Annotated in this window: 11 protein-coding genes; 10 read left to right on the plus strand and 1 reads right to left on the minus strand. The window is 48.9% G+C overall.

What is annotated here, in order from left to right:
* Positions 1–541: 541 nt before the first annotated feature.
* Positions 542–2,941, plus strand: coding sequence for a TonB-dependent receptor (locus FVR03_RS07345; protein ID WP_255474114.1), 2,400 nt, complete (start codon positions 542–544; stop codon positions 2,939–2,941).
* 3 nt (positions 2,942–2,944) lie between these two features.
* Entirely contained in the window at positions 2,945–4,126 is a 1,182-nt protein-coding gene (locus tag FVR03_RS07350) for a PepSY-associated TM helix domain-containing protein (RefSeq protein ID WP_147921095.1), read from the plus strand.
* Positions 4,127–4,233: 107 nt separating this feature from the next.
* Here FVR03_RS07350 and FVR03_RS07355 read toward each other — a convergent pair whose 3' ends face one another.
* Positions 4,234–5,433: a T9SS type A sorting domain-containing protein gene (locus FVR03_RS07355; RefSeq protein WP_187270077.1), complete on the minus strand. Its 1,200-nt coding sequence runs from the start codon at positions 5,431–5,433 to the stop codon at positions 4,234–4,236.
* Positions 5,434–6,848: 1,415 nt separating this feature from the next.
* Here FVR03_RS07355 and FVR03_RS07360 point away from each other — a divergent pair.
* From FVR03_RS07360 to FVR03_RS07395, 8 genes are all read left to right on the plus strand, one after another.
* A complete protein-coding gene (locus FVR03_RS07360) occupies positions 6,849–7,814 on the plus strand; it encodes a Gfo/Idh/MocA family protein (RefSeq protein WP_147921097.1) in 966 nt (321 codons plus the stop codon).
* A gap of 470 nt (positions 7,815–8,284) precedes the next feature.
* Complete coding sequence (locus tag FVR03_RS07365; protein WP_147921098.1) at positions 8,285–10,759, plus strand: glycoside hydrolase family 31 protein; 2,475 nt, start codon at positions 8,285–8,287, stop codon at positions 10,757–10,759.
* Between the two features lie 199 nt (positions 10,760–10,958).
* Positions 10,959–14,717, plus strand: a complete 3,759-nt coding sequence (locus tag FVR03_RS07370) for a DUF4450 domain-containing protein (RefSeq protein ID WP_187270078.1) — start codon at positions 10,959–10,961, stop codon at positions 14,715–14,717.
* Between the two features lie 212 nt (positions 14,718–14,929).
* A complete protein-coding gene (gene rhaM, locus FVR03_RS07375; protein WP_147921100.1) occupies positions 14,930–15,241 on the plus strand; it encodes an L-rhamnose mutarotase in 312 nt (103 codons plus the stop codon).
* Between the two features lie 253 nt (positions 15,242–15,494).
* A complete protein-coding gene (locus tag FVR03_RS07380) occupies positions 15,495–18,350 on the plus strand; it encodes a glycosyl hydrolase (RefSeq protein WP_147921101.1) in 2,856 nt (951 codons plus the stop codon).
* Positions 18,351–18,896: 546 nt separating this feature from the next.
* The gene (locus FVR03_RS07385) at positions 18,897–20,660 is read left to right on the plus strand and encodes a hypothetical protein (protein WP_147921102.1); all 1,764 of its coding nucleotides are present in this window, start codon (positions 18,897–18,899) and stop codon (positions 20,658–20,660) included.
* A gap of 1,038 nt (positions 20,661–21,698) precedes the next feature.
* Positions 21,699–24,848, plus strand: a complete 3,150-nt coding sequence (locus tag FVR03_RS07390; protein ID WP_147921103.1) for a SusC/RagA family TonB-linked outer membrane protein — start codon at positions 21,699–21,701, stop codon at positions 24,846–24,848.
* Positions 24,849–24,857: 9 nt separating this feature from the next.
* Positions 24,858–26,519 (plus strand): RagB/SusD family nutrient uptake outer membrane protein, encoded by a 1,662-nt coding sequence (locus FVR03_RS07395; RefSeq protein WP_147921104.1) that lies wholly within the window; start codon positions 24,858–24,860, stop codon positions 26,517–26,519.
* Positions 26,520–26,599: the final 80 nt, after the last annotated feature.

Here is a 26,599-nt window from a genome sequence, read left to right on the forward strand (position 1 = left end):
CAAAAGGATGGTGGCCGCTCCTCCACATCCCTATAAAATGGTTATTGCTTAAGTGCCTAATTCAATAAAAAGAATAAAAAAATCATGACCCGCTAAATCGAGGTCCCCTTCCCCCAACAGTGCCGGCTCATTTGGTGCACCTGGCAAAGGTGCTGGCTCTGTTGCTACCTGTCGGAATATAGTAGAAAGAGCAGTACCAACCAACTTGGGTTATAACGATTAAAAAAAACCTCACAAATCCTCTACTTTATGATAGCACCTGTATATAGTTTCAATTTTTAGTAGAGTAAATGCCTGAAAGTAGACTGCCAGGGAGAACACTAAATAAAAAACCGTTCTCAAACCCTTGGCAAAATTCAGATGAAAATCCTTCTGAAGAGCATTTTCTTTAGAATAATTTAAGTAAACCACTTTCAAAACCGAGTAAATAATTTTTGCTTAATTTTATTTAGACTTGTTCTAAATAAAATTTGTTTTTGATATTTTCTCTTCTCTATATTTGTCATTATTTAGAATTAATCTAAACTTAAATCCGGCAAATATGAACTGTCTTTCTACTGCTTTTAAAAAGACAATGGCGCCACTCTGGCTGCTCTTCTTTTCTCTTTTATTCAGTTTACCGGCCATTGCTCAACAGGGCACCGTTGTTGGGCACGTAGCCACCACCGATAGTCATTCAGCCATAGGAGTTGGGGTTGGAATGAAAGGTACCTCGATGGGTGCTACCACCGATTCTGAGGGTAACTATAAAATTGCCAATGTTCGGCCTGGCACCTACCAAATAATTGTGCAGCAAATTGGCCTGGAGCCGCAGGAGCAGCAAATTACGGTTGTGGCTAACCAAACAACCCGCGCCAATTTTACACTTCGCGAAAGTGCTACCAAGCTACAGGAGGTGGTGGTGCAGGGAACCAAAAATCAGTTTAAAGCTGATTTGCCTTCTGCCACGCTCCGCTCTAATACACCGCTGCTCGAAACGCCTCAGAACATACAGGTAATTACCGAGGGCCTGATAAGAGGACAACAGTCGTTTGATATGTCGGAGGCCGTGGCACGAAACGTAAGTGGGGTAACGGCACAGGAACACTGGGGTAACTATACCCGCCTGAATATGCGTGGTGCCCGTATTGCTCCTTTTCGAAATGGTATGAACGTAGAATCGACCTGGGGCCCGCTTTCAGAAGATATGTCGTTTGTGGAGCGCATTGAGTTTGTGAAGGGCCCGGCTGGTTTTATGCTGGCCAACGGCGACCCGGCTGGTTTTTACAATATAGTTACCAAAAAACCGACAGGCATTAACAGGCAGTCTGTTGGGTTTACGTTTGGCAGCTTTAACACCTACCGCGCCACCGCCGACCTGGACGGTACCCTCACCACCGATGGCAAGCTGCAGTACCGCCTGAACGTAATGGGCCAGCTAAAAGACTCCTGGCGCGACTACGAGTACAACAACCGCTATTCTATTGCGCCCGTGCTCAAATACAAGTTCAGCGACAGAACCTCCCTTACAGCCGAATACACGCACCAGTATTCCCGCATGTCGGCTATTGGTTCTGCTTATGTGTTCTCTGCGCGTGGCTACGAAGACCTGCCCCGCAACTTTACCATTGCCGACCCCGATCTGGAGCCATCCGATATGCACGACAACAGCGCTTTCCTGATTTTTGAACACCAGCTCAACAACGACTGGAAACTGACAGCGCAGGCAGCTTATTTCCGTTATAACCAGGTTGGCAGCTCGCTCTGGGTAAACAGTGTGGCACAGAACGGCGACATGCGCCGCACCACCAGCATCTGGGATGCTCAGAACGACAGTAAATTCGGGCAGGTGTACCTGAACGGCACCGTTAAAACCGGCATCATCACGCACCGCATTCTTGGTGGCCTCGACTACGGCAACAAAGAGTACCTGGCCGATTGGAATCAGTATTTTGAACTGGATCAGGACAAGCCGTTTAATATTTACAATCCTGTGTATGGCTTTGCCGAAGGTGGTGCACCTGTTTTTGACCGCTCAAAACCATTGCGCGAAAGAGCAGGAGGCAATGTGCTGGCGCAGCGCTATGGTGCCGTGTATGTGCAGGATGAGCTTGGCTTTTTTGAGAACAAACTGCGCCTGACACTGGCAGGTCGGTACACCAGCGCCACAACAGAGCAATACGGTGCCTCTGTCAAAAACGAAAAGTTTAGCCCGAGAGTAGGTCTGAGTGCTTCTCTTAGCAGCAATACCTCCCTCTATGCCTTATACGACCAGGCTTTTATTCCGCAGCTTGGAGCCTTAAGAAGCGGGGAAAGTGTGAAGCCGATAACTGGCAACAACATGGAAGCAGGCTTTAAACGCGACTGGCTGAACGGCCGTTTCAATACAACTGTTTCGGTATACCAGATTACCAAAAACAACCAATTGGTGGCAGATCCGAACAGCGACCCGGGGCAGAATTTTTCGTTGCAACTGGGCCAGACCAGAACCCAGGGCGTGGAACTGGATGTACGTGGCGAGCTGACCAAAGGCCTCAACCTGATGGTAAACTATGCCTACACCGACTCCGAAATTACAAAAGACACAGATGCCAGCCGTATAGGCCTGAAGGTTTCTGGCTACGCCGAGCATGTAACCAATTCCTGGCTTACCTACACCCTGCAGAGGGGGCCGCTGCAAGGCCTGGGCTTTTCTGGTGGTTACCAGTGGCAGATCAACCGTTTCCCGTGGTTTGTGGCAGATGGCACACCAGGAGGCCTGCCCGATTACTTCCGCCTGGACGGCGGCCTGAACTACCAGTTTAAAAAAGTAAGCATCGGGCTGATTGTGAACAACCTGCTCGATACGAACCTCTACTCCGGCTCCCCTTACGACTTCGACTACAACGGCTCTATGGATGGCTACTACTGGCAAACAGAGGCACCTCGCAATTATCGTGTAAGCATTGGTTATAAATTTTAGCACATGACGTTTAAAAAACTAATAGGCAAACTGCACTTCTGGCTCGGATTCTCATCCGGGCTATTCGTGCTTTTTCTGGGTATTACAGGTTGCATACTGGCCTTTCAGCGCGAAATAGAAGAGGCCACGCAACCGTACCAGTTTGTGGAACAGCAGGCGCAAATAAAGTTGCCTCCTTCTAAACTCCAGGCCATAGCCGATGCTCAGTTGCCGGGCAAGCATGCGCACAGTGTCAGTTTTGCTCATGGCAAGGCGGCACAGGTAGTGTATTTCAGTCTGATGGAGCCCACCTATTATTATATTGTGTACCTCGACCCGTACAACGGGCAGGTGCTGAAGGTAAAAAACATGGACAAAGATTTTTTCCGGTTCATGATCATGGGGCACTATTACCTTTGGCTGCCTCCGCACATCGGGCAACCAATTTTAGCATCCGCCACATTGGTTTTTGTGTTCATGCTGATTTCCGGGCTGGTGCTGTGGTGGCCTAAGAACAAAGCAGCCCGTAAGCAGCGCTTCTCCATTAAGTGGAGTGCCAGGTGGCGGCGTGTTAACTACGATGCCCACAACGTACTCGGTTTTTACATGACCTGGGTAGCTATTTTTATTGGCGTCACAGGCCTGATCATGGGCTTTCAGTGGTTTGCCAAATCGGTATACTGGGTGGCCTCAGGAGGCAAGCAGCTGGTCGAGTTTTACGAACCACTTTCCGATACCACCGCCATAGATGCAAATACTTCAGCTGTTCCTGCCATGGATAAGATCTGGATGAAAAAATATCCGGAGATTCTTGGCACCAACGCCAAACTGGAGGTGCATGTGCCGGAAAGCAAGTCTTCGTCTATAGAAGTAGCCATAAACCCTGATCCTTCTACTTACTGGAAAGGCGACTATATTTATTATGACCAGCATACGTTCGAGGAGATCCCCGTGACGCACCAGTACGGGCGCTTTGCCGATGCCACAGTAGCCGATAAGATCATGCGCATGAACTACGACATACATGTAGGAGCCATAGGCGGCATTGTCGGGAAGGTAATCGCTTTTTTTGCCAGCCTGATTGCAGCCAGCTTGCCAGTAACCGGTTTTATAATCTGGTGGGGCAGAAGAAAAAAGCAGAAGCAGCCGCAACCGGTCAGATCAGGTAAAGTGGCAATGGTTAATTCAACGTTTGAACGAATTTAAAATCAGCAGAATAGCTGATTTTGCCTTAGCTATAAACAAGAGCGGGTGCAGGAAAGGTTAAACCTCCTGCACCCGCTCTTGTTTATTTGCGGCCTAAGCTGCGTTTATTATTGTGTTACCAGCATTCTGCGGGTTAAGCTAGAGCCATCGGTGCTCAGTTTGTAGAAATACATGCCGTTGCTCAGGTTTTTGTTCAGCTTAACTTCGTAAGTGCCAGCAGCCTGGTTGCCATTCGCCAAGGTAGCTACTTTTCTGCCCAGGGCATCATACACTTCTAAGGCTACAAAACCTGACTTCTTTAGTTCGTAAGCAATAGTAGTGGAGCCATTGAAAGGGTTAGGGTAGTTCTGACCCAGGTTGAAAGACGCAGTAGCAAGGTTGTTTCTAACACTGGTTACCACGGCAGGGTCTACGGCTGTAGTCGGAACAGGTAAACCAGCCAGGCTATACACGGCGTTTCTCCACAGAGTCAGGTTTTCGGCTGTCATGTTGGTGCCGTTGTCTTTGCTGATGGCGCCGAAGTTCATACCCATCATGATCATTCTGGTCTGGATAGCTTCAGAACCAATCATGGTGCCAGAAGGCAGGTCGTTTAAGAATACCGGGGTTCCTTCTTCTGCCAGACCTGCTACACTAGCCAGCAAGGTGTTGGTGGCTGAAAGTACAGTTGCATTGCTATAGTTAAGAGCTTTCAAGCCTGTTTCTGCCGGTCCGCCATTATCTAATGAACCGGTTTTGAACATTGGAGCAGTACCGGTTTCGGTAAAGGTCAGGCCATTAAACAGGGCGTTGGTTTGGTTGGCGGCGGGCACTGTAATAGCTAATACAGGGGTTCCCTCTACTGCTGCCTCTGCACCACCACCAGCAGTATTGGTTGTAAATGCTCTGCCACCATTTAAGGCATAGGTCTTGTTATAAAGCGTTGGCGCTGTAAATTTAGCCAGCCCCAGCGTTCCGGCAGGAGTTAAGATAGCTCTATTACCACCCATAGATTCCTGCACCACAATGGCATCGAAACCGGCCATGTCAACTTCTGTGTCGGCCGCATTAGCTTCTGCTTGTGTGAGGGCTTTAACTGTTAATTCAATATTCTCATCGGCACGCAACATTCTTATAATCGGATCACTTTCTACTGTCGTAGCAGTTTCATGCATCACTTTAATTTCGGTTACATACAGCACCTTCTTAATGCCAGCAGGCTCCTCATCTCCCGGATCTTCGTCTTCGGCAGGCATGGTGGTTCCTGATATAATAACATCCGAAAAAGAAATGTATTTTCCTGTTTGCGCAGCAGTTTGATTATGCACCCATGGATAGAATCGAAGGTAGAAAGTTTCTCCACTATTAACTATTATATCTACTTCTGCATCAACAGAAGAAAAAGTGGAAGGAATACTATTGTTTTCAGCTCCTGTACCGTCTGCTAGTTCATGAGGTGTTTCAAATTTAGGATCTTTTGAATATAATACTTTTGCTCGCAGATGGGCTGTGCTCATAGAAGCAATATCATACTTTAATGAATTTATATGGAGAGCCATGTTTGCAGTCGGAGTAACAGCAAACTGGACATAAGTATCCTTAATGATATCTGTCTGGTTTAGAGGCCATGAATTACCAATTTGACGATATCGCTGCGTACCTCCTACCCCAGTGAAAGATTGGAAGAGTTCCATTTTATGAAGTGTCATGACTCCGGTTACTTCTCCTTGACTTATTAATCTTTCTCCAGTCGCGTTAGCAGGAGTTTCTGCGGTTTTAAATTCCCACTTCGCAGAAGCCACGGCAGGAGCCTGAGCGAAAGCTACGTTAAACAGGCAGCACAGCATGCAAACTGCGCCTAGTAATGTGTACAGTTTTTTCATAAATGGTTATTTTTTTGTTAAAAGTAAAAATTGAAATACGACAAATTATGGAATTGTGCAATCGTTGGCATAAATATGGTTAATCTGGGTTAAACAACCAAACGTTTGTTAGTTTTATTTATGAAATTATATATTCTTAAATTGTAATGTAACTACCATTTAAACACAGTTTTAAATTTTTAAAATATAAAATAGATACTTTGTAATCGTGTAAATAACAGGTGATTATATAATTTTTGAGATTTTTGTATGACTGTTACAGAAAATGAATAAAGTCAAATGAATAAAGACAAAAGTGGCATCAAAAGCAGAATGAGTTGTGTACAGAAAAATCTTTATGGAGACTTACAAGATAGAAAGGCGGGTGTCTTTGCTGAAGACGCTGCGTGTTAACTAACAGAAAAGAGATTATCTGTATCGATAAAAGACAATTTGCTCCGCCATCCAGTTTATGCAGCAGGTAAAATTTTATGCAATTATTGAAATAAAACTGGCCTTCCAAAGGTAATTTGCTTCTATAGGTGTCAAGGGTAGCTGCCGCACCACAAGCACGTAAGTTCTTCAGAAGTACTGTTCCAGTAAGTCTCCAGGTAAGTTTCTTCCAAAGTGCTGGTCGGTTGGGGCAGTGGCCGAAGCGGCAGTGTATCTTTACTCCTGGGGTATGCTTTTATTTTTAAGAGTATGTAGCCAATTTAAATTTTTGATGCAGACCTTGGAGCATGTTGCCTTAAAAAGCATCCGGAAGGGTAAAACCATTAGAATAATTGTTTTCAGAAAGAAGAATAAACCAGAAAGTAGCGGCCTTTGCTTTTGTTTGTTCGCATGGACCTTTACCTTGTGACAGAACTAAAGCTAGAACGATGCAAACAATCCGCTGGGGAATTATTGGCTGTGGCGACGTAACCGAGGTTAAAAGCGGGCCAGCCTTTCAGAAAATACAACATTCTGAACTAGTAGCCGTGATGCGCCGCAATGGTGCCAAAGCTCAGGATTACGCGCAACGGCACCAAGTACCTACCTGGTACGACAAAGCCGAAGACCTGATAAACGACCCCAAAGTGGATGCTGTATATATTGCCACACCACCCAGTTCGCATGCTGCATACGCCCGGCAGGTGGTAGCTGCAGGTAAGGCAGTGTATGTAGAGAAACCCATGGCACTGAGTTACCAGGAGAGCCAGGCGATGCTGGAAGCCAGCCAGCAGGCGCAGGTGCCGCTTTTTGTGGCGTACTACCGTAGGTGCCTGCCTTCGTTTCTGAAGGTAAAAGAACTTGTAGAGGCCGGTGCCATAGGAAAGGTGCGCTACGTGAACGTACAGTTGTGCCAGCCTCCCAAGCCCAGCCTCGATTGGCGTGTGCGCCCCGAAATAGCCGGAGGCGGCCTGTTCTTCGACCTGGCCGCGCACCAACTCGATTTCCTGGATTACCTGCTGGGGCCTATCGAATCGGCAGCAGGACAGGCGGCAAACCAGGCGGGGCTTTATGCTGCCGAAGACATTGTAACGGCTCAGTTCAGGTTCCGGAGTGGCGTGTTGGGCAGCGGCGTGTGGTGCTTTAGTGTGGCCGAACAACAGCGCAAAGACTTTACTGAAGTAGTAGGCAGTTTAGGAGCCATCCGGTTCCCGAGCTTCAGAGATGAGCCGGTGGTGCTGGAGACAAAAGCAGGCGTACAGCAGTTTTCACTTCCAAACCCACCCCATGTGCAGCAGCCACTTATTCAAACCATAGTAGACGAGTTGCGCGGTCACGGCCAATGCCCCAGCACCGGCGAATCAGCCGCCAGAACTGCCTGGGTGATGGACCAGATCATGGGAAGGTTGGAATGAGCTGATTTTTCTATTTGAAGATTTGGGAATCTGAAGATTTAGAAATGCGGAGAAAGTATCAGGATGAACAATAAGGCTAAATATAAAATCTGTGTTTGCTGATACATTCCTTAAAGCCGTAGTCCAGGTAAAAGACCCTGGAAGCAAAAAGCCCCAAGTGCCATTGAAAGGGTGTTTTCATTAGCATAATTTGAATGAATCCCGAATAGACCTCGCAGCGTGCACAGTTCCTGCGAGTATCTGACCATAGCAGAAAATAAAACAATAGGAATCCTGTTCATCTTTTGATCCTGTAAATCCTGATTCTGACAAAAATGTGCTGTTTCAAAATAAAGCAGCACTTCACAGGATAGTACAGGATAGGAATTTTGGACCATGTTGTTAATTTTAAACAAACGTTCGTGCAAGCAGCTGACCGGGAATAGCGGCGCGCCAAACGAGCCATTACTCAATCACGTTTAAAAATTAACATGTTTCCAAAGCTTCATTTTAAAGCATTATTTCTTCTCATCAGTTTATTTACCTATCAGGCTGTTGCGCAAACCGGCATCGGGAACTACCAATCGGGTTTTCAGAAGAAAGGGAATGAGGTTTTTTTTACCAACTCAGGCGGTGAGGTGCGGCTGGAGTTCTGCACACCCGATATGTTTCGGGTACGGGCCAGCTGGAACAAGCAGTTTCTGCCGAACGAACCCTACATGGTCATAAAGTACGACTGGCCTGCGGTGCAGCTGCAGACATCAGAACAGAGCGATCATTTCCTGCTCCAAACAGACAAGCTTCATATAAAAGTTATCAAAAACCCGTTCCGCATAGAAGTCTCTACTGCTGATGGCAAATTACTTTCGGCCGATGCACTGGCAGGCAGGGAAGGTGGTTTAACCAAGCAAGGAGAGGCTGTGGCAGTAAGCAAGCAACTACTACCCGATGAGCATTTCTTCGGCTTTGGCGAGCGGATGGATTTTCTGGACCAGCGCAACAAGAAACTGAAGATGGATGTGGGCCGGGGCAAAGGGCTGCCGCACCACGTGGGCGCCTATAACGTGCTGGAAGCAAATTACTGCCCGGTACCGTTCTTTATGAGTACCCGCGGCTATGGCATCTTTTTCCATACGGCTTACCCTACCGAGTGGGACATGGGCAACAGCAACCCTAGCACCTACAGCTTTAAGGCAGAAGGCGGCGAGCTGGATTATTATTTCATGAGCGGTCCTTCTTTTAAGGATCTCCTTAACCAGTATACTTCCCTTACCGGCAAATCGCCGATGCTGTCGGAGTTTGCGCTGGGCCTGCACGTGGGCACCTACAGCGGCGGCACCTGGGGCTATGAGCACCTGACCTCCGATACATATGTAGTGGAACTGGGGCGGAAGTTCAGAACCCACGGCATACCTGCCGACCTGCTACACCTCGACTCAACCTGGCGTATTTTCGGCAAAGTGGGCGGCAAAGGGGCAACCTCTTTTGAGTGGCGCGAAACCTTTAAAGATCCCAAAGGCATGTTCGACAGCCTCTACGCCATGAACTACAAAATGGTAGGCCTGCACCTGCGTCCCCGCTTCGACAACGGCACCAAACTGAACCTGCTCGACCAGGCAAGAACTGCCGGGTTTGTATATCCTGAAAAAGATAACCCGGGCGAGTTTGTGAATTTTTTCGATCAGAAGGCGGTAGACTGGTGGTGGCAAAACGGTGTTAAACGCATTGCCGACCAGGGAGCCATGTTCCTTAAAACAGACGAAGGCAGTGCTTTTGGCGGCCTCGCGAACGAAAGTGATAAAGTAGGCCCGACAGGAGATAGTATTAAATGGATGCATAATGTGTTTCCGCTGGTTTACACCAAAGCCTCTTTCGAGAAGTTCCAGGAACATAACGGCATGCGCGGCATGGCGCACACCCGCGAAGGTTATGCCGGTATTCAGCGTTACCCCTTTATCTGGGCTGGCGACTGGCCGAGTGAGTGGCAGTATTTTGCGCCTGTCATTAAAGCCGGTTTGAATGTAGGCATGTCGGGTGTGAGTTACTGGTCGCACAACATGGGCGGTTTTGAACACGTGGCCGATCCGGAGCTATACATAAGGTGGGTGCAGTTCGGCATGTTCAGCCCGATTGCGCACTTGCTCGGTATGGAACACCCCAACTACAAAGAGCCCTGGAACTACGGCGAAGATGCGCTGCGCAACTTCAAGAAATACGACCTGCTGCGCTACCAGCTCATTCCGTATATCTACAGCCAGGCTTACGTAAACCACACCACCGGCACACCACTCATGCGGGCGCTGGTACTGGAGCACCAGAACGACCCGAACGTGTACGATATCACCGACCAGTACCTGTTCGGCAGCAACCTGCTCGTGAACCCGGTTACCACTAAAGGTGCCAAAACCAGAACAATTTACCTTCCCGAAGGCACCTGGTTCGACTACTGGACTGGTAAGCAGCACGAAGGCCGGCAGTTCGTGCATGTGCTGACACCTTTAGGCACCATTCCGATCTTCGCCAAAGGGGGAGCCATTTTACCCATGCAACCCGAAATGCGCTACATTGGCGAGAAACCAGTGAATACCATTACCTTGGATATCTTTCCGCACGGCTCTTCAAAATTTGAGCTGTACGAAGACGATGGGAAAAGCCTGAATTACCAGAAAGGAGCGTTTGCCATTACTGAAATAACATCTGAGCAAACTGCTGCTGGCTTAACTTTGAAAGTGCAGAAGCCAAAAGGAAACTTTCAGCCTCTAACCCACAATTACTTGGCGAAAATTCACTGGAACGGAGCAAAAGCACCAACTGCCATTTCTGAAAACGGTAAAAAAACCGCTGCACTGAAAACAACTGCAGCTCTGGAAAAAGGAGATGGCTGGTTTTATGATGCGCAAAGTAAAGTTCTGTGGGTGAAAACAAAGCGTTCTAATAAAGAGGATATAACTATAGTGGTGAAATAATTTACACTATGGCGCGAGCGTCCTCGCTCTTGTATAACCATTGCGCGGCCTCTGGCCGCTACTGAATAAATTGAATAGTAGCGGCCAGAGGCCGCGCAATAGCAATCACGAGCGAAGACGCTCGCGCTATTGGTTAATGAGATAGAATGTCTGAATGAACATCATTAACTATGAATTTAAAATCTTAACTAAAGTACCTGTGTCTAATAAACTGAGAACAGCCGGAATTGTAGCGATGATGTTGGTGGCAGCATGCCAGTCGCAAAATACACCGCAACATATTAGTGGGGTAGATGCAGGAAAACTATTTTTTGCGTCTACTCCAGCAGTGGTTCCAGAGCCCTCTACCGATAAACTAGACCAGGTGCGCCCGCTGCGCTACAAGCCCGACGGAACTGATTTTGTGATCAAGAATGGAACGAAGCGGTTTAACAGAGCACTTTATGGCACACCTACCGCTTTCAGGGTAGAGGCCGGCGACCTGCCGGAGTTCCTGCTCTACATGCCGAACAAAGGTGGTAACTTAAAGCTAGGCATCGCCACCGACAAAGGCGACAAATGGCTGATAGAGGCAGCTGATATAAAGGCCATCTACCGGCCCGGTACCATGCTTTACGAGATCAAAGACCCAATGCTGGGCGAGGGGCAACTGAACCTGCAGGTGCTGGCCATGGCCGATGATGAAGGGATGGTGCTCTCGCTGGAGACAACTGCCAACACCACGCCCTTTGAATTGATCTGGACCTACGGCGGAGCCAGTGGCCACCGTCCGGCGCGCGACGGAGACATTGGAGCAGACCCGGAAGAAGGCTTTTACCTGCACCCGGAGCACTGCAAAGGCAATGTCTTCAGCCTTCAGAACAACAGCTTTCGGCTTGGCTTTGAAATCGGGAAAAAGAATGCCGATACCTACGAAGAAGATATTACAGGTGTAGAAGACAAAGGAGCCCAGATTTATGGGGTGGTGGCACCCGGTAATGTTCTCAAACTTGGCGACTCCAGGCAGCAAAATTCTCCCACAGCACTATATCAGTCGGAGAAGTCTGAGCTGCCGGTAGTAGTGGGTCAACAGCGGCTAAAGGGAAATCAGAAAGTATATTTTGGTCTGCAGAATAACCTCAATACCAAACCAAAAACTTATAACGAATTGCCAGGCGTTTTTCAGAAAGCTGAAGAAAGCCGGAAGAAAGCCGCCAGCCATATAAAACTTGAAACTCCCGATCCGTTTTTTAACACGTTTGGAGGAGCACTGAGCATAGCAGCCGATGCTATCTGGGACGGCCAGAGCTACATGCACGGAGCCATTGCCTGGCGCATGCCGCTCAATGGCTGGCGTGGCGCTTATGTGGCTGATGCCCTCGGCCACCACGACCGTGCCCGCACCCATTTCCGGGGTTATGCCAAAGCCCAGGTAACCTCACCGGCCAGCGGGCCGGTAGTGCCGGACCAGGAGCGAAACCTGGCCCGTATGGAGGAGAAGCTGGGGCTGTCGCTTTACACCAGTGGTTACATCTCCCGCAACCCGAGCAGCAAGCATGTGGCGCACCACTACGACATGAACATGGTGTTTATAGACCAGCTGCTGCGCCATTTTCTCTGGACAGGTGATAAAGCCTACCTGCAGGAGGCATGGCCGATGCTGGAACGGCACCTGGCCTGGGAGAAACGCAATTTCGATACCGATAACGATGGGTTGTACGATGCCTACGCCAGCTTCTGGGCCAGCGATGGTGTGCAGTACAGTGGCGGCGGCGTAACGCATTCTTCTGCCTATCATCATTTTTCCAACAAAACTGCTGCACGTTTAGCTGCCCTTATCGGCAAGGATCCGAAGCCGTACGAGCAGGAAGCGGCAAAAATTATAAAGGCCATTGAGTCGACGCTCTGGATGCCGGAAGCCGGTGTGTATGCAGAATTTAAAGACCTGCTGGGCCTGCAGAAACTGCACCCTGCCGCCGCTCTCTGGACCGTGTACCACACCCTCGATTCGCAGGTGCCGGACCCGTTTCAGGCGTACCAGGCATTACGTTACGTAGACACCCAAATTCCGCACATCCCGATAAAATGTGCCGATTTGCCCGAAGAGAACCTCTACACCCTCACCACTACTAACTGGATGCCTTACACCTGGTCGGTGAATAATGTGGCACTGGCAGAGGTAGCGCATACGGCTCTGGCTTACTGGCAATCGGGCCATACCGAAGAAGCGAACCGGCTCATGAAAAGCATTCTTATAGAGAGCATGTACATGGGTTCCAGCCCCGGTAACCTGCAACAGCTCTCGTATTACGACCATTACCGCAACGAACTCTACCGCGATTTTGCCGATGGCATTGGCGTTAGCTCCCGCGCGTTGGTAGAAGGTATGTTTGGTATTCAGCCCGATATGCTGGCAGAGGAACTAACGATTCGTCCGGGGCTCCCTGCTGCCTGGGACCATGCCTTGCTGGAAACACCAGACATTAAGTACAGTTTCAGGAGAGATGGCCACAAAGAAACCTACCTGCTGGAACCACACTTCGGCAAGCCGCTGAAGCTAAAATTCAGGGCTGCTGCTTTGGGCGATAAAGTAGCAAGCGTAAAAGTAAACGGCCAGCCTGTAAAATGGACAGCCTATGCAGAGGCTGTTGGCACACCTCAAATAGACATTGTTCCAGCTGTTGCTGCTACATACGAAGTCGAAATTACCTGGGCTGGCGATAAACCTGCTGCACCGGCACATCAAACCATAGCAGCAAAAGGAGCCAACCTGGAGGTGGATTTCGGAAAAGCGGAAGTGCAGGAGCTGAAAGACACACAAGGTATTGTAGCAGGCTCCGACCAGAAAAAGAATAAGGTTGAGGTGAAGCTGGCAGGGCAGGAGGGGCACCGCACTTTCTTTGTACGCACTACCCAGGGCGACCTCAGTTGGTGGCAGCCGGTAAACGTAGAACTCCGCGAGCCATTCCGCCTTATCTCCACCACAGGCCCTGATGAGGCACAACTCCGGGTGGAGCTGCAGAACAATACTTCCGAAGCTTTAAATAAAGAAGTAGAGGTATTTGTTGGGAACTACAAACAGAAAATGAAACTGCAGGTGCCGGCGTTTACCTCCTCTGCTGCCATCGTTGTTCCTGCCTTACATCTTAAGCCAGGAACGAACCAGGTCCAAGTAAGCTCCGGCAACGAAACACTGGCAGCAGCCAGCATCACCAACTGGCATGTGCCAATTGCCACAGCAAAGGCTGCGCCCAAATGGGAAACGCTGGACCTGACGGCTCATTTCAACGATAATGTCACCCAGATTTTCAAGAACGAGTACCTGACCCCACGACCAACGTCTGCAACACTACAGCTGCCGAAGCAGGGAATTGGCAACTGGTGCTACCCGCTCGTAACAGCCGAGGTCGACGATTCAGGTTTACGGGCAAAGGCAGGAGAAGCCGGAAAAATAGCCTTGCCAAACGGCCTGCCATTTAAAACAACAGGGCCGGGTACTGGCAACAATATCCTCTTCACCAGCCAGTGGGACAATTATCCAACTAAAGCTGCAGTGCCACTGCAAGGCTCAGCCTCGCATGCCTACCTGCTCATGGCCGGCTCTACCAACCCCATGCAATCGCGGTTCGACAATGGCGAAGTGGTGGTGACTTATACCGATGGTACACAAGATAAACTGGTGCTGCGAAACCCCGAAACCTGGTGGCCGATTGAGCAGGACTACTATATCAACAGCTACTCCTTTACCAGTTCCAAGCCAAAACCTATCCGGCTGCACCTGAAGACAGGCGATGTACCGACCAACTTCAAATACGCGAGCATTCAGGGGTTTGCCTACGATAGCTACATTCCCGGCGGTGCCGCCACCGTGCTGGACCTGCCCCTGAACCCGGCCAAAAAACTAAAGTCGCTCGAAGTAGTTGCCTTGGCAAACGATGTGGTAATCGGGCTGATGGGGGTGACACTGGTGAGAAATTAGGGCCAAGATGCTAGATTATAGATGTTAGATTTTAGACATAGGAATTTATGAAAGAAAAACAGTTTACCGATTGAAGCGACTAATCACAACATCCTTAGTAAAGGAGGCACTGGGAGTGGTTAGGTGCAAACCGTAACGGAACATCATCCAACAGAACCAAAAGCATTTAAGAAGTCTAATATCTAGCGTCTAAAATCTAAAATCTAAAAAACATGCAGCGATTTGCTTTTAAGATGAAACTAAAGCCTGGTTTTGAGGCTGAATATATAAAACGGCACGATGAGATCTGGCCGGAGCTGGCGCAACTATTGAAAGAGGCGGGTGTGAGCGATTATTCTATTTTCCTGGATGAAGAAACCAGCACTCTTTTCGCAGTGCAAAAGCAGTCTGGGCAATCGTCGCAGGATCTGGGAACGACTGCGATTGTGCAGAAGTGGTGGGCCTACATGGCCGACATCATGGAAACAAATCCGGACAACTCACCGGTGAGTATCTCGCTGAAAGAGGTTTTCTACCTGGCGTAAAAGCTAAGACCTCACAGTGTCTTCCAGACCTCGGAGTTTCTGGGTGAAGCCTAAATATACCATAAGTTACGGCTGTGCCTAAACTTGCGGCAGGAAAGGTAATTTTTCTAATGAAAAAGGGCTTCAGAAGGAATTTCAGCATATTTTGGCCGAGGGTATACCCGATAGATTTAATTTGTATCCACTTAATTTTGTAATCCTGGTTAAGACAAAAAAGTCTATTATCCACTATCTAGCATCTAACATCTTACAAATGATACATAAAAATAAACTTCTCCTCACGCTGGCGCTTTGCGGAGCAGTACTCACCAACTGCCGCCAGTCGCAACCTGCTGCCTCTGCCGACACAGTCACGGCCAGTAACCAACAGGCGGAAAATGCCTGGCCGGAAGTGCAGCGCGAAAACAAGCCCTGGACCCGCTGGTGGTGGATGGGCAGTGCCGTAGACGAGCAGAACATCGACAAGCAGATGAGCCAATATGCTGAAGCTGGACTGGGAGGTGTGGAAATTGCACCTATTTACGGAGCTATGGACCACGAGAGCCGCTACATCGATTTTCTGTCGCCGAAATGGATGGGCATGCTCGACTATACCGTGCAGAAAGCCAACAACCTGAACATGGGCGTGGACCTGACACAAGGAACCGGCTGGCCTTTTGGCGGGCCCCAGGTGAAGCCGGAATTTGCCGCAGCTAAACTGATTGTGCAGACCTACACTCTGAAAGCTGGCCAGACTTTAAAGGAGACGTTAAAGGTGCAGGAAGCAAAACAGCAGGAGCTGAACCCGCAGTTGCAGGCAGTGATGGCCTACAGTGGGAAAGGAGAAACGCTGAACATAACAGATAAGGTCACCGCAGATGGCAAACTGAACTGGACTCCAAAATCCGGAACCTGGACGGTATATGCAGCCTTTAATGGCAAAACGCGCCAAATGGTAAAACGTGCTGCACCAGGCGGTGTAGGCTATACCCTTGATCACCTTTCTGACAAAGCTGTGAACGCTTATCTGCAGCCCTTTACGGAAGCCTTCGGAGGGAGCAACCACGGCGTGAGAGCCTTCTACAACGACAGCTACGAAGTGTACGGAGCCAACTGGTCGCCTACTTTTTTTGAAGAGTTTCAGAAGCGCCGTGGCTACGACCTGCGCCTTTACCTGAAGGATTTGGTTAGCAAAGAGCAGACGGAGCGGGTGGCCAGGCTGAAAGCTGACTACCGCGAAACCATGAGCGAAATGCTCTACGATAATTTCTATAAGACCTGGAACAACTGGGCGCACCAGCACAAGAGCTTCACCAAAAATCAGTCGCACGGCTCACCCGGCAACCTGCTCGACCTGTATGCCGCCGTAGACATTCCGGAGTGCGAAACGTTCGGTTCCAGCTACTTCCCGATTCCGGGCCTGCGCCGCGACAGTGCCGATGTGCGCAACGTGGACCCGGACCCGATCATGTTGAAATTTGCCTCATCGGCCGCACACGTAGCCGGAAAGAACCTGACTTCCAGCGAAACCTTTACCTGGCTGGGCGAGCATTTTAAAACGTCTTATTCGCAGATGAAGCCGGAGGTGGAGCAGGTGTTTCTATCGGGTGTGAATCATGTGTTCTACCACGGTGTAACCTATTCGCCGGAGGATGTTGCCTGGCCGGGCTGGTTGTTTTATGCTTCTCTTAACCTGACGCCAGCCAATAGCCTTTGGTCGCACTTCGGGGCGTTTAACAACTATATTGCGCGGGTGCAGTCGGTGCTGCAGTCGGGTAAGGCTGATAACGAGCTGCTCATGTACTGGCCGATACACGATGTGTGGAGCAACCCCAAAGGCATGGAAATGCTCATAAAAGTGCACGACATAGACGAGTGGCTGCACCCGACACAGTTCTACAAGCAATCGCAGCAGCTCATGGATGCCGGCTACTCGCTTGATTTTGTGTCGGATAAAATGCTGCAGGAGGCGAAGGTGAACAACGGGCAGATCGTAACAGCTTCGGGTGCGCCTACACGTAAGGTGCTGATCGTGCCGCAAAGCAAGTATATGTCAGAAACCACGTTTGAGCGGGTAATTGCCCTGGCAAAAGAGGGTGCCACGGTAGTGCTCGAAGAGTTGCCAACCGATGTGCCGGGGTTACAGGACCTGGAGAACCGCCGCAAAAAGCTGGAGCAACTGGTGCAAAGCCTCACTTTTACGGATGCCGGACAAGGTGTACGCCAGTTTAAAGCCGGTAAAGGAGAGATTCTGCTCTCTAAAAACGTGCAGCAGGCGCTGGAGCTGAAAGACATTGAACGGGAAACGCTGACCGATACCGGCCTCAAATTTATCAGAAGAGAGATAGAAGGCGGTAAATATTATTACCTTGTTAACCACACGCCCAAAGCCATCGACACCACTATTCCGCTGAATATGAAGGCGCAGTCGGTAGTGATCATGGACCCGCAAAGCGGTAAGGCTGGTTTGTCAAAATCTACCTCAACCAATAACAAGACCAATGTGCGGGTGCAGCTAAAATCTGGCGAGGCTTTGATTCTGAAAGCTACCAATGCTCCTGACCCTGGTTTAGTGGCCTGGCAATACCTGGAGCAGCCAGGCGCACCTATTGCCGTAACCGGCGACTGGAACCTGCACTTCACAAAAGGCGGCCCCGAAGTACCAGCCGATAAAAAACTGACGAAGCTGGTGTCTTGGACCGAACTGGGAGATAAGAAAGCAGAAGCCTTCTCGGGAAGCGGAGAGTACACCATCACGTTCGATCTGCCAGCCAAAAATGCCGGAGAATATGTGCTCGACCTGGGCAAGGTAAGCGAAAGTGCCCGTGTCTGGGTTAACGATCAGGAAGTAGGGCACCTGTGGAGCATCCCGTTCCAGGCGAGGGTGGGGCAGTACCTGAAGCCGGGCAAAAACACCCTGAAAGTAGAAGTAGCGAACCTCATGGCCAACCGCATCCGCGACATGGACCAGAAAAAGCTGGAGTGGCGCAAGTACCATGAAATCAACTTCGTGAACATTGATTACAAAGCTTTCGATGCCTCCGTATGGAAACCAATGGCCTCCGGCCTGATCGGTCCGGTAACCATTACACCTTATGTCACCACCGCCCAGGGGCAGGCAAAAAAGTAGCTGCCACCACACAGACCTCGCAGCGTCTTTCAGACCTGCGAGCGTCTTGTGGACTACGAAGCAATTTTGAAATGGTGACTGAGTGAATAGGAGGACGAGTGCTCTTTCAAATTAAAAATTAGAAATTAAAAATTAGAAATGAGGTAGAGAAAGCACGTTTGCTGGGCTTTTAATTCGAAAAACTAAATTGGAAGAGCACTAGAGCTCTGTCTAATTAGAAATTAAAATTTCAAAATGACCATGGCGCGAACGTCCTCGCTCGTGCCAGCTATTCTGCGGCCTCTGGCCGTTATGGAGTTCTTATGCCGATACATGTGTTTTTTGACTATTAATCTGGTGAAGCTCCATAAATTATTCTAATAAAATAGGCCTTCCAAAGCTTTTTGTACCATTTCTGGTCAAGGGTCTGAATCAGAATCTGCGGCATGTTGGCATGTGTGGAGTTGTTAAATTCATGCTTGAAATTCTGATTCAGACGAATTTTCCGTAGCTACCAAGACACTCATAGGAGCTGTGCGCGCTGCGAGGTCTTTACCCATTTTACTTATGAAAAGAAAGCAGATACTTCTTGCCGCATTTGCCTTTAGCTCCCTGTTAGGAGTGCAGGCTTCCCTGAAGCAGCAGCAAATCATAAATTCTGAGCAAAAGCAGGAATTGCCTGCCACACTTATCATACCTGCCTCTGATTTTTTGTATGATCTGCCCAAGGGAGATATCATCGCGGATGCTGGTATGCTGCAGGTGCCGTGGCTTTTTAACAACACTGCTATCCGGCTGAATTCTCCGACCAACCTGCTCACGCAAATACAGGTACCGGAAGCAGGAACGTACTTTCTCTTTGTCAGGAGCCAGGGCGAAGGCAATGCTTCTTTTAAGGTGGCGGTGAATGACCAGGTAACTTCGGAGACCTTTGGTAATGGAGATTTAGCGTGGAAGCGGGGCGGCACCTTCAACTTAGAAGCCGGTACAGCTGTGGTGAAAGTTACCCGCATACAGAGAGGTGCTGCCGTAGATGTGCTGGTGCTGAGCAAGAACCCAAACCTGACGGAGGAAGACATCAGGCCGTACCAGTTGCACGAGGAAGTAAAGCTGCTGAAGGAGTACAAAATACCGGAATCGAATGCTGTAAAGTTTGGTGATGTAAACGGCGACGGCCAGACGGATCTGCTGGTGCTGACGCGTGATTACTCGGCTCACATGATCGACCACAGCGGCAAAGAACTCTGGTCGTGGAAAGCGCCGGAAGAGTTCACCAAGGAACGTTCGGAGTTCGAAGCGCCGGGCGTGCTCTGGGATTTTGATAGAGATGGAAAAGCCGAGGTAGTGCATTGGCGGCAGCTGGAGGGGAAGGAGTGGCTGGTAATAGCCGACGGACAAACCGGCAAAATAAAACGCAAAACAGAATGGCCCACACAGCCGCTGCCACACGTGTACAACAACTTCCGGCTGGCCATCGGCAAGCTCAGCAAAGGCGAGCCAAACCATATCGTAGTGTTTACCGACATGGGCGGCACCATTAAAATTACCGCTTACACCGATAAATTGAAGAAGCTATGGGAGCACACCGAGAACCGCAAAAAAGATAACCTGGGCCACTATGTATATCCGGTTGACCTGAACAAAGACGGCATAGATGAGGTGCTGGTCGGATCGCTGCTGCTCGACTCAAAAGGCAACAAAATATGGGACCGCTTCGCCCTGCTCAACGATAACCACGACCACGCCGACAGCTACAAGTTCGGTGATGTGGACGGCGACGGTAACCTGGATATTGTAACAGCCAACAGCGAAACCGGCGTGTTTGTGTACAAAGCCATGACAGGCGAAATACTCTGGCAGCAGGTAGCGGAGCATGCCCAGCAGGTACAGGTCGGCAATTTTCTGGAGCAGGTGCCGGGGCCGCAGGTGGTGGTAGGCGGCAGAACCTACGGCAACAGGCAGGTAAATGAGCCGTACCTTTCCAGCCAACTCTACTGGTTCGATAACAAAGGCAACCTCCTGAAAAAGTGGCCTGGCAACCCCATCAACGGCAACCCCGATTTTGTAAAAGGTAACTGGCACGGGTATGGCAATGATGAGCTTTTCTGGTTTAAGTTCAGGCTCAACAAGCAGGGAGCAGGCGAACTGTACTTCCCGGACCCGGTTTTCCATATGTTCGATTTTATGGGCAGAGGGGCAGAAGAAGTAATAACTCTGAGCCGTGGCATGTTGCGCGTGTATGGTTCCGGTAAAGCCAGTTACAGCAACAAAGACAGTAAGAAGAACCTCGACTACCTGAAAAACACCGTCGTTAACCATACACATTACTAAGTGTTGCCTCATACTCTGCTACCTAAACCCTTGACATCTTATCGGCTAAAATACCTTTGGAAGGGTATTTTCATTTGAATAATTTGATTGCTGGTTGTTGAATTGTTAATTGAGTTCATCTTTCAACTTATAGCTTTCGATTCTTAACCAATAACTGCCCTTGACTCAAAATCGATGATAGTCCTTTTGGAGGGCATTTTCATTAGAATAATTTATTACATACAGGTGAGTTTCATAAAAAAGGAGCTAATGACTAAGTACATGTAAGGCAAACATGTCTGATAGACCCTTGGCAAAATTCTGATGTAAAACCTTCCGGAGGCTGTTTTCATTTGAATAATTTAGAAGCTAAGACTGAGACCGCTATGACCAATTCGACAGAACTTCCTTGCAGGTACTTCGTCGTGCGGAACGGGAAAGCGACCGGTGTGGTAATATTTTGTTTGAAGGAGCGCTGAACCTCACAACAAGGCAACAGACTGACATACATACTTTTTCAGCTGCACAATGCCTCACCCGCCTTTTCAGATTCACTCACCTGCCAGGCTTGTGCTGCTAATGTGAAATTTCTAATAAGTTAAGCCATTATCATCTTTCATTTCTTTTAAATCAGGCTGCTGTAAGGGTAACCTGCAGGATACTGCATGTTACTACAGGATATATAAATGTATCTTAAACCCTAGATTTGTGTAAAATTGGATAATACTGTTGTGGGTTTAGTCGTATGAGAGCGGCTTTTTAAACTGATGATAATCTAAAACGATGGTGATTAGTCAAATATAAAATTATTTAAAAACCTTCGGATAATTAAATAACAAATAGTAGTTAGTTAATGTAAATCTTGTTCCAGATTTGGTTATATTTATCTAAACAAAAATTAGATTTTAATGTGCTAACATCAAGTCTGTATATTCAGTTATAGCAATGCGCAGGGTGATCAGAGAACTAAATTGCTGACATCAAGAAGCTGCTAAATTATAATTATATGAGTTTTGAAATTGTAAAAAAGATAGTAAGAGCAAACTTAAACCTTTAAACATGAAGAAACGAGTACACTATGCGCACTATGCGTTTCTGGTACTGCCCCTGCTTGGGCTCTCGCCAGTAACCACGCAGGCTGCAGTGCTTGCCCGGGAAACCCATGAGCCCGGAGCTAATCTGCACCTTTTTAATTCTCTAAAACAGACCGGTGTAACGGTTACGGGTAAAATAACCGGCGATAATAACGATGGTTTACCTGGTGTTGCTATACAGGTAAAAGGAACAAGTCTGGGTACTGCAACTGACATAGATGGCAATTACCAGTTGGCAGTGCCCGATGGCAATGCTACACTGGTTATCTCGTATGTGGGCTATACATCACAGGAAGTACCGGTTCGGAACCGGACTACCATAAATGTAACCATGGCCCCCGACGTAAAAGCGCTTAAAGAGGTGGTAGTAGTAGGCTATGGTACTCAGAATAAAGCAGATGTGTCGGTGGCGGTAGGTAGTGTAACCGGTGAGGCCATTGCAGAAAGAGGTACCGTAAATGCGCTGCAAGGTGTGCAGGGGCAGGTTGCCGGTGTCGATATTTCTTCTGGTTCTGGTCGTGCAGGTGCTAACTTCAGTGTACAGATCAGAGGCCAGAACTCGCTTGCCAATGCACAGCCGCTTTTTGTGGTAGATGGAGTTATTGTGCCGGATATCAACTTCCTGAACCCGCAGGATATCGCCAAAATGGACGTGCTGAAAGATGCTGCCTCAACAGCTATTTATGGCTCTCGCGGATCGAATGGGGTGGTAATTGTAACAACGAAACAGGGAACCGGCGTGAAAGGCGGAACTTCTATTTCGTACGACGGCTATACCGGTGTGCGGCAGGTAGCGCGTATGCCCGATTTTATGGATGGCGACCAGTGGTGGGAGTTCAGGCAGAACTCCTTTATTGTTCCTGAATTAATTGCCGGCAATAATGCGTATCCGAGTACCATAGGCGGTGCCGAAAACCCTGCCATAGCCCAACTTATAGCCGATAAAAACTATACCAACTGGCGCGACCAGGTGCTACAGACCGGTAGGCAGAACAACCACTGGATAACAGTTGCCGGCATGAGCGAAAACAACATGCAGTACGTAATTGGTGCTGGCTACCAGAACGAGAAAGGCAATTTCGTAAACGATAATTTTGAGCGCTACAACTTTAAAGCCAGCGTTGATCATAAAATAAGCGACAAATGGGCTGCGGGGGTTAACTTTAACTTTTCTCTTTCTGAAATTGAGCGGGGAAGCGATCTTGCCGTTACCAACGCTTTCAGGATGGCACCTATTTTCTCGCCTTATGATGCAGACGGGAACTTGGTTTTCCGACCAGGGCAGATCCCGATTCCGGGCACGACCAACGTGACCAGTATGACAAGTTCTGTAAACCCCCTGATAGACAATGCTAACTCGGTGAACAACACCAGGCGCTATTTCGGGGTTGGTAACCTGTACCTGCAATACTCCCCGGTTAGCTGGCTCGACCTGCGCTCTACTTTCTCGCCGAGTGTCTCCTTTAACCGCCAGGGGCGTTACTGGGGCCCTTTAACAGAATCGCGTGGTTTACAGGCAGCTGCTGCAGAACTAGAGCGTCGGGAGAACTTCTCTTACATTATGGATAACATTATTACAGCACGTAAAGAGATCAACGAGCATAGTTTCACCTTTACGGGCTTGCACAGTATACAGCGCGATCAGTTTGAGTCTAACTTTAACCGGGTGAGCGGTTTGCCTTTCAACTCCTCCTTCAATAACCTCGAAACGGCCACTACACGGGAGCGCTCTACCAGTGCCTATAGCGAGTTCTCTATTATGTCGTTTATGGCACGGTTAAACTACTCCTTCCACGACAGGTACCTGGTAACGCTGGCCAGCCGCTGGGACGGTTCATCTAAATTGTCTACTGGCAACAAGTGGTCATCTTTCCCTTCGGTAGGTCTGGGCTGGAGAATTTCTGAGGAGAACTTTATGCAGGATGTCTCGCTGGTTTCGGAGTTAAAGGCCCGGGTGAGTTTGGGCTATGCCGGTAACAACAATAACGTGAACCCTTATGGTACTCAAATGAACCTTAGCAGCCCTACCTTCTATGACTTTGGAGGTGCAGTGGCCTTAGGGTATACACCCAATCAGTTGCCTAACCCCGGCCTTAGCTGGGAGCGCACCCGCGAAGTTAACGCAGGCCTGGACTATGGTATCTTAAATAACAGAGTTACCGGTAGCGTCGATGTCTATAATAAGCTTTCAGATGGATTAATATTAAGAAGACAAATTGCTTTGGAGAATGGATACCCTGATGTTATTGACAACATAGGCTCCGTAAAAAATACTGGTGTGGAGCTGTCTTTACGAACAGTAAACGTATCGACAAGTAAAGTAACCTGGACAACTACCTTTAACTTTTCCAGAAACAAAAACGAAATTGTAGAGCTATTGGGTGGGCAGGAAGATATGCCGGGTAACGCCTGGTTTATCGGTCAGCCGATTAACGTGAACTATACCTACATTTTTGATGGCATCTGGCAGGAAAACGAGCGCGACCTGGCAGAGGTATACCGCCAAATTCCGGGCCAGGCCAAAGTCGTGGACATCGATGACAACCAGGTTATCAATAACAACGATAGAGCCGTTATTGGTCAGAAAGACCCGAAATGGATTGGTGGTTTCTCTACGCAGCTAACCTTTATGAACTTCGACCTGTCTGCCTCTATGTTTGGGCGCCAGGGCCAGTTGGTATACAGCCCCTTCCATGCAGAATTTGTAAACATGGGCGACCGCGGCCGTAACAAGCTCGATGTAGATTATTATATGGCACCCAACAGTGTTACCCCCACAAGAGCCTCTAATACTTATCCGCTTCCAGGCCGGCCAGGCGACTATTGGGGCTTGGTAGGTTATTACCGCGATGCCTCCTTCTTTAAAGTGCAGAACATTTCGCTGGGTTACAGCCTGCCTGCACCTGTTCTGGAGCGCATCAGGGTAAAAGCATTGCGTGTATATGCCAATGTGCTGAACCCCTTTGTGTTTACAAAATACGACGGGTTTGACCCAGAATATGCAGACGGCCTTGACCGAACTACCACTAATGTAAACAATAACACAAATGGTAACCTGAACAACACCGGGCCAAGCACTATTACTTACCAGTTTGGTGTAAACGTAAAATTTTAATTGAGCAACATGAAGAAGTTTAAAATACTTAGTCTGCTGATGGCAGTGGTTGTTATGGCAGGCTGCAAAGATTTTCTGGAGGAGGAGAACCGGTCGAACATAGAGGCCGATGCTTACTTTGCCACCGCTGAAGGATACGATAAAATAGTAAATGCCTCTTATGCATCGCTTAGGCCCGTGTATACCGACCCCTGGTTGTTTGCAGCCGGCACCGACATGTATGTGGAGGGGCGCGATGCTCAGCCCAAAGGTATAAGCGAATACCGCGAACTGAACCCGGAAGATTCGAACGTAGAAACATTTTACCGCAGGGTGTATGCCGGTATTCAGGTGTGCAACAATGCGCTCTATTTTAACGAAAGAACAGCTGCTGCCCCTACGTTGGCAATCAGAAAGGGAGAGGTGCAGTTTTTGCGAGCTTACCACTACTTCTTGCTGGTGCAGCAGTTTGGTGGCGTGCCATTGGTTACCGACCGTTTCTCTGCCCCCGAAGATGCTTTTTCCAGAAATTCAGCCGAGGAGGTGTATACCTTTGTTATCAATCAAATGACGGAGGCGCTGGACCTGGTGCCTGAAACTACAACTGAGTTTGGCCGGGTTACCAAACGTGCGGTGCGCCACTACCTGGCCAAGGCGCACCTGACCCGTGGCTACGAGACCTTTGCTGCCTCCGACGATTTTGCCAAGGCTGCTCAGTTTGCTGATGCCGCCATTGCCGGACAATCGCTGGCACTCTCGTTCGAAGAGCTCTTCTTCCCGGGTAATGAGCGGAATCCTGAAATCCTGTTTTCTATTCAGTACGATGCCGGGTCGGTGGCGAACCCTCAGAACACAGGCAATAGCCAGAACTACTGGTACGGACCTTATATGGGCGGTCAGGGAGCAGCACAAGGGTATCCGCAACGTGCTTTCAGGCTGGTGCCAACCATGTATACTTTCGATGTGTTCACGCAAAACGATGCCCGCTTCGATGCCACTTTCATGATCGAGTACTACCAACGCTACTACGATTATTATGACAGGAGTGCGGAGCGAAACACCCTGAACGTACGCTTTTATTACGCTCCCAAGTGGGCTAACTCTGCTGCCGATATCGCGGCCTGGCGTGCGGCAAACCCTGATCGGCGTAACGGGGCACAAGTTATACCCTACTCTACAGTTTGGGAAGCCAACAACAGCACGGCTCTGGATAATGCCACACCTGCCATTAAAAAGTTCGACGACCCTCGCTCTGTATTCGGCGGTGCCACCAGTACCCGCGATATTTTTCTGGCCAGACTCGGCGAAACATACCTGCTTGCGGCAGAAGCTTATTTTAAGCTAGGTGATAACGGAACAGCTGCTGCCCGCATAAACGAAGTAAGAAGAAGAGCCGCAAAACCGGGTGCCGAAGAAGCCATGCGCATTACACCTGCTGATGTGACCATTAATTTTATACTAGATGAAAGAGCCCGTGAACTGGCTGGTGAGTACCACCGCTGGTTCGACCTGAAGCGCACCGGAACCCTGATGGAGCGTACCCGTGAGTACAACAGAGATATCAGAAACTGGTACAACCGTGGCTTTGATCCGTTCCTGGGGCAAGATGGTGCCTTTAAAATTTTACGCCCAATTCCGGCAAATGCGCTGCTTTTAAACAATGCAGAAGTAACGCAGAACCCAGGGTACTAACTCAAAAACACGTATTTTCAGCTCCTGCCATTCTAAATCAGGAGTAAAGTAAAAAGCAGCAGATCAGGAGGTTCCTGGTC

It is taken from the genome of Pontibacter qinzhouensis (genome assembly GCF_008017455.1).
Taxonomy (GTDB): domain Bacteria; phylum Bacteroidota; class Bacteroidia; order Cytophagales; family Hymenobacteraceae; genus Pontibacter; species Pontibacter qinzhouensis.

What these genes read in the sequence shown, in the direction of transcription:
- FVR03_RS07360 (WP_147921097.1), top strand. Translation starts at nt 6,849, where the DNA reads ATGCAAACAATCCGCTGGGGAATTATTGGCTGTGGCGACGTAACCGAG.
- rhaM (WP_147921100.1), top strand. Translation starts at nt 14,930, where the DNA reads ATGCAGCGATTTGCTTTTAAGATGAAACTAAAGCCTGGTTTTGAGGCT.
- FVR03_RS07365 (WP_147921098.1), top strand. Translation starts at nt 8,285, where the DNA reads ATGTTTCCAAAGCTTCATTTTAAAGCATTATTTCTTCTCATCAGTTTA.
- FVR03_RS07350 (WP_147921095.1), top strand. Translation starts at nt 2,945, where the DNA reads ATGACGTTTAAAAAACTAATAGGCAAACTGCACTTCTGGCTCGGATTC.
- FVR03_RS07380 (WP_147921101.1), top strand. Translation starts at nt 15,495, where the DNA reads ATGATACATAAAAATAAACTTCTCCTCACGCTGGCGCTTTGCGGAGCA.
- FVR03_RS07395 (WP_147921104.1), top strand. Translation starts at nt 24,858, where the DNA reads ATGAAGAAGTTTAAAATACTTAGTCTGCTGATGGCAGTGGTTGTTATG.
- FVR03_RS07385 (WP_147921102.1), top strand. Translation starts at nt 18,897, where the DNA reads ATGAAAAGAAAGCAGATACTTCTTGCCGCATTTGCCTTTAGCTCCCTG.
- FVR03_RS07390 (WP_147921103.1), top strand. Translation starts at nt 21,699, where the DNA reads ATGAAGAAACGAGTACACTATGCGCACTATGCGTTTCTGGTACTGCCC.
- FVR03_RS07345 (WP_255474114.1), top strand. Translation starts at nt 542, where the DNA reads ATGAACTGTCTTTCTACTGCTTTTAAAAAGACAATGGCGCCACTCTGG.